This window comes from Methylacidimicrobium sp. AP8 (assembly GCF_903064525.1).
Classification (GTDB): Bacteria; Verrucomicrobiota; Verrucomicrobiia; order Methylacidiphilales; family Methylacidiphilaceae; genus Methylacidimicrobium.
The window spans coordinates 1,257,224-1,271,530 of the sequence record NZ_LR797830.1 but is presented as its reverse complement, the minus strand read 5'-3'; the positions used below and the strand labels follow the sequence as shown (position 1 = coordinate 1,271,530).

The window sequence follows — 14,307 nt, the reverse complement described above, 5'->3', positions numbered from 1 at the left end:
GTGGGTCGATCGGGCCTGCGGCGGCATCGGTGTTCCCGAACCGGTCGAGCCCGGCTCGCCCTCGGAGCCGCACGCCGGCTTCTGGCCGGTCTTCTCCTCTTGGCAGGGCCTGCGGCAGCGCCGGCTTTCCCGCTGTCTCCGGCGCAAGCGGAATGGATCGGCCGGCGTCTCTGGCAGAACGAGTCGGGAGGAACCCTCTCCGGTTTGACCGCCTGGAACCCCGGGGAAAACTTCGCTTCGCTCGGAATCGGCCACTTCATCTGGTATCCCGCCGGAGTCCGCGGCCCCTTCGAGGAGAGCTTCCCGCAGCTGCTCCGTTTTCTGGAGAGCCGCGGGGTGTCCGTTCCCGGTTGGCTCCGGGAGGCTCGCTTTTGCCCCTGGCCGGACCGCCGGGCCTTTTTCGTTGAGTTCGAGAGCGGGCGGATGCGCGAGCTCCGGTCATTCTTGGCCGATACGGTCGCGGAGCAGACCCGGTTCGCGATCCATCGATTGTCCGGCTCGCTCCCGAAGATGCTCGCCTGCGCTCCCGAAGGAGAACGGCAGCGGATCGAAACAAACTTCCGGGCTCTCGAAGCCACTCCCGGGGGTCTCTTTGCGCTTGTCGACTACGTGAATTTCAAAGGGGACGGCACCTTTCCGACGGAGCGTTATCAAAACGCGGGGTGGGGGCTGTTGGACGTCCTCCGGGCCATGGAACCCGGCCCCGCGCTTCCCTCCTTCCGGCGGGCGGCACGGCTTGTCCTGGAGAGGAGAGTGCGGAACGCGCCTTCGGCACGGCACGAAGAGCGCTGGCTACGCGGCTGGCTCAACCGGGTCGATGGCTACCGCGAAGGGAGCGCGGGTTAATCATGCACGTGGTCGCTCGGCTCGTTTGCAATAGAGCATCGTGATGTTTCTTGCCTTCCACGGTCGAATTCCGGTAAATTTTCGCGTAAGAAAGCGAGCGATCCGCTCGAAGTAGCAGGCGGGAGGACAAGAGGATCGAGGGAGGATCAGAATAGTGACGGAATTGATACCGCTCGACAGCCTGCGCAACGCGGCGGTCTTTGGAGACCTACCCCTGTACCGGCCCACCTCCTCGGGCCAAGGGAGCATCCTGGGAAGTTCGGCGGAGGCACCGTACCCGTTCCTCACGTTTCGGCCACCAGAGGCGCCGAACTTCGGGTCCGAAAACGGTGGGCCCGCGGAGTGTTCGGCGTACCCTGTCGCGCACCCCCTGGATTTCCACTTCTCCTCGGTCTCGTCTGAGGCGAAAGGCGCAAGCCTGGGAAGGGCGCAGACACCGAATTCATCGCTCTTCTGGCCTTCTGTGCCAACAAGCGGTGCGGACCTCCTTGCCTGGCCGACCTCCGTTGGCTTGGCGGAGGGGGGCGTACAACACCCTCTCCTTGAGATGGCGGTCGCCTCGGCGCGGGGGCTTGCGCGGCTCTTGTCCGCTGGAAAAGGATGGGCGAGCGACGGGAATTCATGGTCGGGCGCCTTCGGGAAGCTCTTCGGCGTTTTGTCTTCGCAAGTGGGAAAGGCGTTCCTATCGGGAAAGGTTCACCAGGCCGCGGCGGCGGGGTTGGCGGAAAGAAGTTCCGGGGCCTCCATCCGAGCGCAACCCATGGTGCCGGGGAACCCGGGCTCGTCGGCGAATCAAAGCCGCACCGGACGCCTTCTTACCCTCGTTGCCCCCTTTGCTCTCCGCCGAAGACGCCTCCCTCGCCGCGGAGACGCCGGGTCCCTTTGTGTCGCTGTGGCAGGAGGCCACGCGCGCCGCGAAAGCTGCCGGAAGTCGGATCTTCCAGCCGTCTAAGTTGGGAAAGGCGGTTGCGGAGATCGCTTCTCGGTTGCGCCCGCAAACCCCTGCGGGGGGAGACGCTACCGGAGGTCTCCTCGCCGCAGGGGCTGAGTCGACGCACAAACGGGGAGCGAGCGGTGTTGCCCTGGAGGCGCAGGCGGACGGGAAATTCGTCGTGAATGGGTGGGTTCGGAAAGAAAATGACCACCCGTTCGACGCCATCGGAAGCATGCGCGTGGGCCGAGTCACAGATCGGGAGGAGGAAGAAGTAAAGAGCCTCGGGCAGCAGCTCCGCGATGCGCTGGCAGGAATGGCGGAAGACGGGGAGGGCGCCGGGACGATGGGGACGACTCTCTTCTTCCCGAGCGGCCTGTGGGCGACGGTTCGCGGAGGCTATGGCGTCTGGGACGGTTTCTCCGGCTCGACTTTCGGAGATGTGGGAGGTTTCCTCGGTGAGGGAGAAGCCGAGGCCGGCCTTTCGGTCGCGCAAGGGGCTCCTTTGCGGGCGATGGTGGGGGCCGCACGATCGCTCTCGGTGGAAGAGGAGAGCGACGGGCCATCCGCTTCATCGGCACCGCTGCTCATCCTCCTCGGCTGAATCCGGTTCGCTAAGCCCGCCGTAATCGGCAAGCGGTTGCGCGGCCATGCAAACGGGACTCGATCTTGAAAGACTCCTTCAGCAGGATGTGGACGGGAGCTTCCGGCAAAGGCTCGTCCTCCTGATCGAAAGCTACGAGGAGACCGTCTGGCAACAGATGCGGGAAGGATTGCCTCAAGAGCGCTACCAGACCATGAAGCTCGTGGCGCAAGCACTGGCCGCCGCGAAGACGATTGCCCTAAACGCTTACCCCTAAGGCTACGAAGCAACGCTGCCATGAGAGAGTAGTAGAGAGAGCGAAGGATGCCGCCGCCGGACATGCTCATGGAAATCGGCTTGCTCGGGCTCTTTTCGGGATTTGTCGAAGAAGCCCAAACGATATTCCTCGCGATGGAGCGACTATATCCTCGCAGCGCCCTTCCGTGGATTGGTTAGGGCCTCGTCTACCTGCGCGGCGGTGATCCGCCGCGCGCCGTTGGGCGATTGCTCCACGCCCTCCAGGTTGAACCAGAGAGCGATCTCGCCCGTTCTTTTCTTGTTCTCTGCCTGAAAATGACGGGCAGGGAGCAAGAAGCCCGCGCGATGGCAACGACGTTGCAATGTATCGGGAAAGATCGAGTGGCCAGGGATCTGGTCGATCGGATTCTGAACAGTCCTCTCCCAGGCGGGGTGGCGGAGTGAGGTAGCCAAATGGATCGCCCCGTCGTTATGGAGCATAGAGTCGCCAAAAGCATACCCCGCATCGGCTTCCGCTCCCGCCGCTGGACCGGTCTTCGCTGACAGGACGGGCTTTTTTGTGGGAAGAGGGAAGAAAGCCGGGGTCCAAGCCGGGTCTGTGCTATTGGATACAAAAAGAAGCGCAAACGGATTTCCGTGTAGGGATAGAAAGAAAAGGAAAGGAGTAGACGATGCACCCCATCGACCCCACAGACCCGCTGAACCTTCCCCCGCTTGAAGGATTCAAGTGGGTGGAACTGGAGAAGCGGGATTCGGACCATCCCCAGTTCTTTCCGCCGGCCAAGCCCGAGACGATTGAGGCGGCCAAGGAGTGGTGCGCCCGGGAGCTGGGCTTTCCGCTCCCCGACTTCTATGTCGAGGCTTTAAAGCAATCCAACGGCTATCCGTTCTGGGGCGGGAAATTTTTGCTCTATCCCGAGCCCGGCCATCCGGGGTTTTTGGAGTGGGAGAGCGTTGTGCGCCAAAACCGGCGTTTTCGGACAAGGCGGAGGCCCTGGCGGATCGCTTCCCACTTCTTTGTCTTCGGCCGCTTTTGGAAAGAAAACTACCTCGCCTACGATACCCGAAAGGGGAGCATTCATCTCTTTTCCCCGCTCTTTGCCCTTGAGGACGCCTCGACGGCGCTGGTCAGCTTTCCCGATCCGGGCTCCTTCATCGAGCGCATCGTGCCGAGACCTCGGAGGGAGGGGGATCCGGTCCATAAGCTAGCCATGAGCCTCGATCCGGAGATCGAGCGCCGGCTTCTGGCCGAGCGGCGCCCGCAAGCCCGCTTCGATCCGACGAGCCTGCCGGTTTTGCAAGCGGCGATGGCGGACCCTATAGATGACTGGCCTCCCATCCCAGCGAGTCCTGAGGCGATTGAGGAGGCGATCGCGGAGGCTCCCCGCCGGCTTAACGGTTATCCCCTCCCGCTCTTCTACCGGGATCTCCTCCCCTATTACAACGGGTTCCGTTTAGCAAACGGGTTTATCTACTGCATCCAGGACAAGCGCTCTCCGGTCGAGTGGATACGAACGGGGACCAAGCGCCCTCGGTACTACCACACCTGCTTCCTCTTCTCCTGGAATGACAACCTCCATGAGCTCGATCACGCCGACTACGGACGCGGCTCTCTCAGCATGGATAAGAGGGGGGTCAACCCCGAGTTCTTCTGCTTTGGGGGAGGCGTGGAGGACGAATGGGTCGAATATTGGATCTACGATCCCCGCACGGCGACCTTTCACATGTTTTATAACGATGACGATCTCTCCAGCATCGCAGGGGCATCGATAAGCTCGCCCGACTTCGAGACCTTCATCCGGGACATGCACGACGCTATGCAGCTCCCCGTGCCGGAGGAAGAGGGAGCGGAAAAGGAGTAGGCCATGAACCTTCCTCCGCTTACCGGATTTCGGTGGCAGGAACTAGAAAGGCGGGATCCAAACCGGGTCGAACCTAACGCGGAGGGAAGGCCCGTGAGCTGGCGCAAGCACTTCCTCGAGCGCAAGCAGACGCCGCAATTCTGGGCCGAGCTCCGGGACTACCACAAGGACCGGCTCGAGGAGGCGGGGCTCCTGGAGCAAGTGGAGCGGTTGGCCAGGCATCGATCCAAAGGAAAGGAATACGGCCCGGGTCTCATCAACCCTCAGGGGATCCTCTACCGCCTCCATCACCGGGTGCCGGGTTCCTTGGCGGGCGAGTGGAAGCATGAGCAGATCAACCATGTCGGGAACCTCCTCGTAATTCCGGGCAGGGCGCACAGCGCCTTCGACGATGCGATCTACGCCCCGGTGACGGAGATCCTCAAGCCGGGCCAAAAGATATGGGTGCCGACCGCGGAGCTGGAGTCCCTGCCGTTCTATGATCGGTTCAACGGCAGGATCCTAAGCCTCGAAGAGGAGCTCCGTCCCTTGGAGGCCATAACCAAGAATCCCGCCCCAGAGCTAGCCACCACGGGGCTCAAGGCCCGGGAGTTGCCGGGGGTGGCCAAGGAGAACCCGAGGTATCCCAAGCTGCGCGAGATGGGTCGCAAGGCTCCCGGCGAGCTTAACAAGCTCATATCTCGCACCGCGGAGCAGTTTAAGAGTCTCACGGGGGAGGCTTGGCGCCATCTTCTTCCGGAGCGGGAGAGCCTGCTGGGAAGGGCGGGGGCGCTCCTCCGGGGATCTTTGGCCGGGGAAGTGCCCTCGAATCGGGGATGGCCGCCTTCCAGGAGGCGAAGGAGGCGGGGCGGGAGTTCCGGGAGGGAAGCTTGCCGAAGCCGGGCGGGACGGGCTCCGGGCGGTGGGCTCGGCAGCCTACGCCTTGACACCGGCGGTGGCGCTTTTCCGCACGTCCGCGATGATGGTGTTCAAGCGGCTTCCGGTGATCGGGGCCGTCGCCGGTTTTGCCGAGGCGGGCTACGACGCTTACCAGGCGCTCCGGTGCGCCCTCTCGGGGAAGGGAGAGGAAGCGGGCGTCCGGCTGCGGCAGGCTCTCTGGCGGGGAGCGGGAGCCGCGGGCAACTTGGCCCTATCGGCGGCCGGACCATGGGGGATGGCGGGCGCCTTCGCCGTTTCGGCCCTCACCGAGCGGGAGGCGGCCGGGATCGAGCGGATGTCTGCAATGGCCAAGGATGGCGTCGAGGAAAGCGGCCGCATTCGGGGGATCGAGGCTTGCGGGGAGGAGGGAAGGAGCCGGAAGGGGAGAGGAGGTGTCCCCGGCCAAAGAGCGGGAGATCGGGAAGTCTCCGGATTCGGGGCATTCGGTCGAGTCCTTGAACAACGGGAAACCGGAGGAGCCGTCCGCAAGAGGATTCTTCGGAGAGGCGCCCGGCCGCTGGGCGCCGCGACCATCGCGGGCGCTTGCCGAGGAGGAGGAAGCCATAGCGGATTCGGCTTCCGTTCCGGGCGCAAGGGTCGCTCCGAAGCTGCCGCAGACCTCGGAGCCGGGCCGGGTGGGCCCCGCTTTCGGGATGGCCGCTCCCGATCGGGGGAACCAGAGGGCCAAGGGAAAGGCCGCCCAAGAGCCGGCTCCGGTCTCTCCCGAGGAAGCAAGGGAGCGCGCCATCCAGCAGATGGTCGCAAGCTTCCGACTCCACCCTTGGGTTAAGGACACTCCGGAGCTCCAGAAGATGCGGGAGGACCTCTGCCGCTTCGTCTATCCCATCATGGAGGAAAAGCGGCGCAAGGGTGAGCTTCCGCCGGAGAGGGAAGAGAAGCCCAAGAGCAGTCCGAGCCCTTCTCCCTCGGTCAACCCGGTTTATTCCTTCTGCCGGGAGCGCCCACCAACTTCGCGCGGGCGGGAGCGGTAGGCCGCTTCTCCGGGGAACAAAAGCCAATCCGTCCGCTGCCGCGCGCGCCCGGAAAGCCGCCGGGCATGGCCGCTAACGCAAAGGATCTCCCGCGTAGCCCGTGAGCTCCACGTAGCCGACGCCGTGGATCGGGCTTCCTTGGCGGGTGCCGGAAACCCGGACCGCCCCCTCCCAGTAAGCGATCTCGCCGAGTGCATGGAGGTGGAGCTCCTGATCGGCCATCCGGGGGGCGACCTCCACATCCAGTTCCAAGGAAGGGATCCGGATCCGCCAGCCCGCCGGGTAGCGCGCCCCCGTATGCGGGCTCTTCCAGGCCCCGAGCCGCTCGAACGTGAACTCTCCGTAGCGGAGCCCCTTCCGAGTCCCGTCCGGCGCGACCCAGCTCCCGCCGGCGGTCCGGTCGACCGAGCCGTCCTTCTTGCGGAGGCCGTAGAGCATCAGCTCCTCGCCCGAATCGAGCTGGAGGGCAAACCAGTCCCAACCGACTTGGTCCTTGCCCAGCGTGCTCGAGCTGAATTCGTGATCGAACCAGCTCGTGCCGCGGAGAGGGATCGACTTCTTTGGCTCCGTCAGCAACCCCTCGGTCTGCAGCCGCGTGAAGGAGTAGTAGTAGGACGCCGCACCCGGCTCGTCGGCCTTGCGGCTCAAGCCCGCCTCCCCGTGGAGCACCGGCGGCTTGCACGGGTGGAGGCTGAGGGCGAGCTTCCTCCCTTTCTCCGCCGCCTGCGCCCGGAGGGAGCCGTCCGGCTGCGCCTCGATCCGCCAGTCTCCGACCCAGACCTCCATCGTTTTCTCGGCGCTTCCCGCTTCTCCCAGCGCTCCCCGGTCGGCGCGCTCCGCAAAGAAGAACTCCTTGGCTCGAATATCGCTGATCGCAAAATGGCCGAAAAAGACATCGCGCATTTTCCATCGGCTCTCCCGCTGCGGGGGGGTGTGAAAGAGGCCGCGCCGAAAGAGGGTGATCTCGAATCCGTAGGGCGATCCGGACGGGGAGGAGAGGTTGCCGGTCAGGTACCACCATTCGATCTGGAAATCGGGATGGTTGCCGTGATCGCGGGGGAAGCTCCAGCTCCACGGGCTCTCCGCAAAGCGCCAGCTCTCAGCCGAAGCCGCCGCGGATCTTTCCCCGCCGAGGATCGCCAACAGGAGGAGAGCGGTGGCAGCAAGGCGGGCGCGCATGAGTGGCAAAGTTTACTCCATCCGCATCGCTTCGGCGACGGGAAGGCGGGCGCACGTCCGCGCCGGCCAATAGGCCGAAAGGGCGGCGGCCGCGATCACGGCGGGAGGGAGCTCCCAGAGAAGGCTCCAGGGCATCGTCCACCGGACGGTCCATCCGAAGAAGGCGGGATTGATCACGTAGGTGAGCACGAGGGAGAGTCCGGTTCCGGCCACCAGGCCGAGCGCGGAGGCGATGGCGCCGAGAAGGGCCGCTTCCCCGACCAGCATCGCCTCGACTCCGGAACGCCCGACTCCGATCGAGCGCAAGACCCCGATCTCCCGGCGGCGTTCGACGCTCAGGATCACGAAGTTGAGAAAGATGCCGCTCACGCAGACGATCAGGGTGATCCCCTTGAGCAGCTCGGTCACCGTGAAGGTCTGGTCGAAGACGCGGAAGACTTCCTTGCGCACCTCCCGGTTCGAGTAGACGATCCAATCCCCGATCGGCGCAATCCGCTGTTGGAGCCGTCGGCGCACTCCGTCCGGATCGGCTCCCGGCCGGAGATAGAGCCCCAGGGTCTGGCAGCGGTCCTCGTCCCAATAGCGCCGATAGGCTTCCCAGTCGATGAGGAAGAGTCCGAACTCGGTCGTGTAGTCGTAGAAGACCCCGGCGATCGTGAAGGGTCGGACGCCCCGGGGCGTCGGGATCTCGATCCGATCGCCTTCCCGGGCGTGAAACCGCTTAGCGAAGCTCTCGTTGACGACGATCCGGTCCGATCCCGCCGATTCGCGCAAGATCCGCCGCGCGTCTCCCCTGCGCAGCGAAAGACCGCTGAATTGCGCGGCAACCGGAAAACGGAGAGCGGCGCACTTGACCGTCTCCCCCCGAAACACGATCCGCTGCTCCCGGTAGCGCTCATAGGCGGCGACCGAGGGGAGGGAAGCGACCGCCTCCTCGACCGCCGGGGGGAGGGACTGTTGGGTCCCGGCGCGGACGTTAACGGCCGGAGCGACGAAGAGATCGGCCGTCACGGTCCGCCGCAGCCAATCGTCGACCGTCTTCCGGAAGCTGTAGATCATCACAGTCACGCTCACGTACATCGCCAGCGCGGCCAGCAGAGCGGCGACGGTGATGCCGTTATGATGGAGCGAGCGCCCGAAGTGGGCCATCGCCAGCCGCGGCAAGGCCGAGCGGAAGCGGAAAGCGTCGGCGATCCACCGGCAGACCAGGGGGACGAGCAGCGTGAACCCGAGGAGGGCGAAAAGGGCCGAGCCGAAGCCCAGCGGCGCCGGCCCGGTGTGGAGGGCTAGCCAGGCGAGACCGGCGGCAAGTCCCCAGCAGAGGAGTGCGGCGCCGGCCCACCGGGGACTGGCCCGGCGGCTGCGGTCCGCCAGGGTCCCCAGCGAGAAGGCTTCCACCGGAGCGATCCACGATGCCTCTCGGGCCGGAAACCAGGCCGCCGCCGCCACTGCGACGAGCCCGGAGCCCGCGGCGATGCCGATCGCCTCGGGGGAAACCGAGATCCGCTCGATGTGGAGGAGGGCGTAGATCGCCGTGACGCTTTCGGAAATCACCCCCAGGAGGCTTCGCGCCAGCAGCAGGCCGAGCGGCAGCCCGAGGAGGACGCCGATGCCTCCGACCACCAGAGCCTCTCCCAGGAAGAGCGCCTGGACGCCCGACCGCTGGAGCCCCAGGCTGCGCAAAAGCCCGATCTCCCCCCGGCGCCGGACGACCGAAGCCTGCACCGCATTGTAGATCATGTACATCGCGACGAAGAGGGACACGAGGGAAAGGGCGGTCAGGTTGAGCTCGAAGGCTCCGAGCATCTTTTCCACCCGCCGACTCCTCCCCTCCGGGGTCTGGACGATCACCGACGGGGGCAGCCGCCTCCGGAGAGAGGAGACGACCGCGCCGGAGTCCGCTCCCTCCTCGAGCAGGCAGCTGATCCGGGAAAGTTTTCCGATCCTGCCGAAGCTCTCTTGGGCGCCGGCGATGTCGAGGAAGGCCAGATGCTCGTCGGCACCCACCGCCTTTCCGTGAAACTCGACTAGGTAGCGGAGCACGAAGTCGACCGGGCCGGTCTCCGTCCGGACGGTGATCCGGTCCCCGAGCCGCAGGCCCAGCTTGCGGGCGAGCGTGGCGGTGAGCGCGATCGCTCGGGAATCCTGGAAGAACTCGAGCAGGTTGCTTTCGGGGCTTTCGCCCGCCTCGAGGGTGAAGGCCCGGAACCGGACGTTGGAAAAGAGGTCGATCCCTTCGAGCTGCAGATACTCCCCCGGATGATCGGCGATCAGGCAGACCTGCTCGACCAGCGGGGTGGCCGCCGCGATTCCCGGCGTGCTCCGGACCGTCCGAAGGAGTTCCTCGTCCATCGGCACCCCATCGCCCGACACCTCGAGGTTGGCCTTGCCGGCCGTCGCGTCGACCGAGGCCCGGAACGCAGCCAAGGCGCTCCGGTTGAGGATCAGGACGCCGACGAAAAGGGCGACGCCCAGGGCCACCGACAGAACCATGACGGCGGACATCGCCGGGTGGCGCAGGAGCTGGCGTCCGCAGTGTCGAAGAAAAAGGGCGAGCATGAAGGGGAAAGGCTAGGAATCCCAGGACTTTCCGGGCGCCTCCTCAAGAACCCGGCCATCCCGCATCCGGATGATGCGAGAGCTGGCGGCAGCCACCTCCGGGCTGTGCGTGGCGAGCACCAGTGTCGCTCCGTGCCGCTTCCCCAGGTCGCGAAAGAGATCGATGACGACTCGGCTCGCCTCGGAATCGAGGTTCCCGGTCGGCTCATCGGCCAGCACCATTCCGGGTTCCAGCAGCAGGGCCCGGGCGACCGCGACCCGCTGCATCTCCCCCCCGGACATCTGCTCCGGGCGGTGGCCGCTCCTGTGGCCGAGCCCTACCTCTTCCAGCAAGGCTATGGCTCTCCGCCGCGCTTCCTTGGGATCGATCCCGCGCAGCAGACCCGGCAGCTCGACGTTCTCCACGGCGGTCAGGGTCGGCAGCAGGTTGAAAAACTGGAAGACGATACCGATCTTCCCCAAGCGCATCTCGGTCAGCTTCCGGTCCTCGAGCTCCGCCAAGGATTGGCCGAAGACGACCACGCTTCCTTGGGTCGGCCGGTCGATTCCCGCAAGGAGGTGGAGCAGCGAGCTCTTGCCGCAGCCGCTCGGACCCACCAGGGCCACGAACTCCCCTTCCTCGATCTCCAAGCTGACCGAGCGGAGCGCGCAGGTGGCGCTCTCCCCGGAGCCGTAATACTTGGATACCTGATCGAGCCGGGCGACCACGCGTCTCAAAGCCTCTCCTTCCCGCACCCTGCTCCGACGCCGCGACTCTCCATGACGGTCCGCTGCGCCCAAACTTGAGCATCTTTGCCCGACAATTGCAACCTGTGCTAGGGGGAAGAGTCCACCCGGGAAGGCTCTTCCTCTTCGGCTAGGAGGAAAAGATCGGGATCGCCGGTCACCGCGACATTTTCCGAAAAGACCCGCTCGGCCCCGAACGCCTCGAGGTAGCGGGATCCTCCGGATTTCGGCCCGGTTCCGGAACGACCTTCTCCTCCAAAGGGCTGGAAGGCGACCGCGGCTCCGATCATCGGGCGGTTGACGTAGAGGTTGCCGACCCGCGCTCTCTCCCGAACCGAGCGGATCCGCCCCCGGAGGCGGGTTTCGAGCCCCATGGTCAAGCCGAACCCCTTTTGGTGGATCTCGTCGTAGACCCGATCCCACTCCTCGATGCGAAAGCGTGCTACCGGAAGGAGGGGGCCGAAAATCTCCCGATCGATCAAGGAAAGGGAAGGGATCTCGACGACCCGAGGACAGAAATAGTGGCCTCCGGAAGGCGCGGTCGGGGCCAGGGGAGCCTCGGCCAACAGCTTGCCGGCCCGCGTGAGCCGCCAAGCCTCCTTTTGCAGGTCGAGCAAAGCGGTCCGGTCGATCAGCGGCCCGACGTCGGTCGAGAGGTTCCGCGGATCCCCGACCACCAACTCCTCGACCGCGCCACCGAGCAGATCGAGCAGGCGGGGAGCCGCCTCCTCCTGTACCAGCAGCAGGCGGAGGGAGGAGCAGCGCTGGCCGGCGCTCCCGAAGGCGGAAGCCAAAATGTCGTCGACGGCCTGCTCCGGCGCCGCCGTGGCGTCGACTACCATCGCATTGATTCCTCCGGTCTCGGCGATCAGTGGGGTCAATGCTCCTCCCCGATCCGCGAGGACCCGGGCGATCCGGGCGGCGGTCTCGCCCGATCCGGTGAAGGCGACTCCGGCGATGCGCCGATCCCGGACGAGCGCTTCGCCCACCCGCCCGTCGCCGGGCAGGAAGTGGAGGACCTCCGGAGGGATGCCCGAGGCGAGGGCCAGCCGGACCGCCTCGGCCGCGACGAGCGGCGTCTGCTCGGCCGGCTTGGCAACGACCGCGTTTCCCGCCGCCAAGGCGGCCGCCACCTGTCCTAGGAAGATCGATAGGGGAAAATTCCACGGGCTGATGCAGGCGAAGAGCCCGCGTCCCCGCCAGGAAATCTCGTTGCGCTCCCCGGCAGGTCCGCCGAGCCTCCGCGGGGCCCCGAAGAGCCGCCTGCCCTCCGCGGCGTAGTAGCGGCAGAAGTCGATCGCCTCCCGCAGCTCCGCAAACGCATCCGGAATGGTCTTTCCCGCCTCCTCGCGCAGGAGGAAGAGGAGCCTCCCGCGCTCCCGCCAGAGACGGTCGGCGAGCGCCTCCAGGGCCTTGGCCCGCTCTCCGGCCGGGACGCGCTCCCAGCGCGGAGCCTGCTCGGAGCCGATCCGGAGCGCCTCCTCGATCTGCGCATCCGCTGCCCAGGCAACGGTGCCCACCCGTCGCGCCGGGTCAGCCGGGGAGAGGACCGGCTTTTCCTTCCCGCCGGCAGGCCTTCCGGCCACCAGCGGCTCGGCCCGTCCGGGACCCGCCGTCGCCTCGATCTGGCGCAGCAGGGTCCGGACGGCCTCCGGATTCGCCCAGTCGATTCCCTCGGACCGCTTCCAGGCCGGCAAGGAGAGATCCGGCGGGCTCGGAATCCGGGGGTGGCGTGCCGGCGCCAGCCGTGCGGCCCCGCTCACCGAAAAGGGACGGAACTCCGATCTCCCGGCCGAAAGGAAGCCCGCTTGGCCGACCCCGTTTTCCAGAAGCCTCCGGGCCAGGTAGCCGAAGAGCTCCGCCCGGGCTCCGAACGGAATGTAGAGGCGGACCGGAAAGGCCGCCTCGCGGAGCGCCCAAGAGAGGGAGTCGGCCACCCCGTAGAGGCGTTGAAACTCCCAGCCGCTCGATCGCCCTTCGGTCAGGCAGAGGATGGCCGCGGCCGTCGCGGGGTTATGAGTGGCGAACTGAGGAAAGACCCGGTCGGAGCCTTCCAGCAACCGCTCGGCGCACGCCAAGTAGGAGAGATCGGTCAGCGCCTTCCGCGTGAACACGGGGTAGCGGGGGAGCCCCAGGGCCTGGGCCCTCCGGATCTCCGCATCCCAATAGGCTCCTTTGACCAGCCGGAGCGCGATCCGCTTCCCCGCTTCCGCCGCGGCTTCGAGCAAAAGATCGACAGCGGCCCAGGCATGCTTCTGGTAGGCCTGAATGACGATTCCCAAGCCGATCCCGTCCCCGGCCTCCGGCTCCGCCAGCAGCCGCAGAAATAGGTTGATAAGGGGCCAAAAGCGAGCGGTCTCCTCCGCGTCGAAGACGAGCCGGATGCCCGCCTGCCGCGCCTCCCGGTAAAGCTCCCGGACGACGGGATAAAGCTCCTCGCGGATCCGTTCCTCCTGCAGCGGCTCCCACCGCGGATGCAGGGCCGAGAGCTTGAGGGAGAGCTCGGGCGCCTCCTCTTCTCCGCCTCCCCTCCGGCCGAACACGGCGATCGCCTGCCGGTAGCGGCCGAGCACCTCTTCGGCGACCCGCCGCGACCGCGCGGCCTCGCCGAGCATATCCCAGCAAAACCGATAGCCCCGGGAGCCGAGGAGCGCGGCCCGGGAGGCTCCCGCCCGCGGATCTTCCGCCAGAATGAAGCGCCCGATGATCGCCTCCACGACCTTGCGGACCGATTTGCGGGCGGCCCTCTGCAAGAGAGGGCGGAGCCAGCCGGGAAGGGAGCCGCGGCTCTCCCAGCGGATAAGGGCCCGCAGACCCGTCAACCCCCAGGATGCTAGCCTCCCGATGCGGTCTCCCGGCCGGTCTCCGCCCGAGCGCCACTCTCCTTCGGTCAGCTTCTCGGCGAGCAGGGCATCCGCCGTCCGCTCGTCGGGGATCCGCGGCAGGGCTTCGGCAAGCTCCAGAAGCAGGCGTCCTTCCTTTTGCGAGAGAGGATAGCGAGCCAGGATCCGGTCGACCCAGCGCGGCCGCTCCGTCGCATGCATACGCTCCTGGAGCCAGCGCGTCTTCTCTTCGATACGCCGATCCAGGCTTTCCCGCTCGGGCAGCCGCGCCAGCAGCTCTTCCCGGCACCGCTCGTCGTCGGCAGCCCAAGCGGCGAGGATCCGCTCGCGCCGCACGTCCACCTGCGCTGGCAGAAGTTCTTTCCGTTCCATCGCGCTCCTCTTCGCCCCGGCCCGCGGGGTCCGCCCATTGTTATTGTTGTACACGCCAAGCTCCTGTCGGGGAAGGGAGGAGAAGAGCGCGGCGGGTCCACGCTGCGGCTCGGCGGGTCGGCCGGAAGGGGATCGTCGTCCTCCGCTTGGATCCCCGGCTGTGGGGATTTCGGCGGCGCAGCCGTTGCGGAACGTTCGTATCCGAAGCGCCGAGCACGGCTGTCGGCGCGCGGCTTTG

The 14,307-nt window shown here is 66.3% G+C and carries 11 protein-coding genes; 6 read left to right on the top strand and 5 right to left on the bottom strand.

Annotated features, from left to right (window positions below):
- From MTHMO_RS05865 to MTHMO_RS05855, 3 genes are all read left to right on the top strand, one after another.
- Positions 1-846, top strand: coding sequence for a hypothetical protein (locus tag MTHMO_RS05865; protein ID WP_237394798.1), 846 nt, complete (start codon positions 1-3; stop codon positions 844-846).
- A gap of 953 nt (positions 847-1,799) precedes the next feature.
- Complete coding sequence (locus MTHMO_RS05860; protein WP_202213953.1) at positions 1,800-2,381, top strand: hypothetical protein; 582 nt, start codon at positions 1,800-1,802, stop codon at positions 2,379-2,381.
- A 46-nt stretch (positions 2,382-2,427) separates the two neighbouring features.
- Positions 2,428-2,637, top strand: coding sequence for a hypothetical protein (locus tag MTHMO_RS05855; protein ID WP_202213952.1), 210 nt, complete (start codon positions 2,428-2,430; stop codon positions 2,635-2,637).
- A gap of 143 nt (positions 2,638-2,780) precedes the next feature.
- On the opposite strand, the gene MTHMO_RS05850 is transcribed toward MTHMO_RS05855, so the two are convergent.
- Entirely contained in the window at positions 2,781-3,098 is a 318-nt protein-coding gene (locus MTHMO_RS05850) for a hypothetical protein (RefSeq protein ID WP_202213951.1), read from the bottom strand.
- Between the two features lie 191 nt (positions 3,099-3,289).
- Here MTHMO_RS05850 and MTHMO_RS05845 point away from each other — a divergent pair, with 191 nt between their 5' ends.
- Genes MTHMO_RS05845 through MTHMO_RS05835 form a run of 3 tightly spaced genes read left to right on the top strand, consistent with a single transcriptional unit; the run spans position 3,290 to position 6,390 of the window.
- Complete coding sequence (locus tag MTHMO_RS05845) at positions 3,290-4,480, top strand: SMI1/KNR4 family protein (RefSeq protein ID WP_202213950.1); 1,191 nt, start codon at positions 3,290-3,292, stop codon at positions 4,478-4,480.
- Between the two features lie 3 nt (positions 4,481-4,483).
- Positions 4,484-5,857, top strand: a complete 1,374-nt coding sequence (locus tag MTHMO_RS05840; RefSeq protein ID WP_202213949.1) for a hypothetical protein — start codon at positions 4,484-4,486, stop codon at positions 5,855-5,857.
- The gene (locus MTHMO_RS05835) at positions 5,791-6,390 is read left to right on the top strand and encodes a hypothetical protein (protein WP_202213948.1); all 600 of its coding nucleotides are present in this window, start codon (positions 5,791-5,793) and stop codon (positions 6,388-6,390) included. Before MTHMO_RS05840 ends, MTHMO_RS05835 begins: the two co-directional genes overlap by 67 nt.
- 72 nt (positions 6,391-6,462) lie before the next feature.
- Here the strand turns inward: MTHMO_RS05835 and MTHMO_RS05830 are convergent, their stop codons facing one another.
- The 4 genes from MTHMO_RS05830 to putA form a co-directional block, all read right to left on the bottom strand.
- Positions 6,463-7,569, bottom strand: coding sequence for a lipocalin-like domain-containing protein (locus MTHMO_RS05830; RefSeq protein ID WP_202213947.1), 1,107 nt, complete (start codon positions 7,567-7,569; stop codon positions 6,463-6,465).
- A gap of 12 nt (positions 7,570-7,581) precedes the next feature.
- Positions 7,582-10,128 carry an FtsX-like permease family protein gene (locus MTHMO_RS05825; RefSeq protein WP_202213946.1) on the bottom strand — a complete coding sequence of 849 codons (2,547 nt, stop codon included), beginning with the start codon at positions 10,126-10,128 and terminating at the stop codon, positions 7,582-7,584.
- Between the two features lie 12 nt (positions 10,129-10,140).
- Positions 10,141-10,836 (bottom strand): ABC transporter ATP-binding protein, encoded by a 696-nt coding sequence (locus MTHMO_RS05820; protein ID WP_370568360.1) that lies wholly within the window; start codon positions 10,834-10,836, stop codon positions 10,141-10,143.
- A 107-nt stretch (positions 10,837-10,943) separates the two neighbouring features.
- A complete protein-coding gene (putA, locus tag MTHMO_RS05815; protein ID WP_202213944.1) occupies positions 10,944-14,069 on the bottom strand; it encodes a bifunctional proline dehydrogenase/L-glutamate gamma-semialdehyde dehydrogenase PutA in 3,126 nt (1,041 codons plus the stop codon).
- Positions 14,070-14,307: the final 238 nt, after the last annotated feature.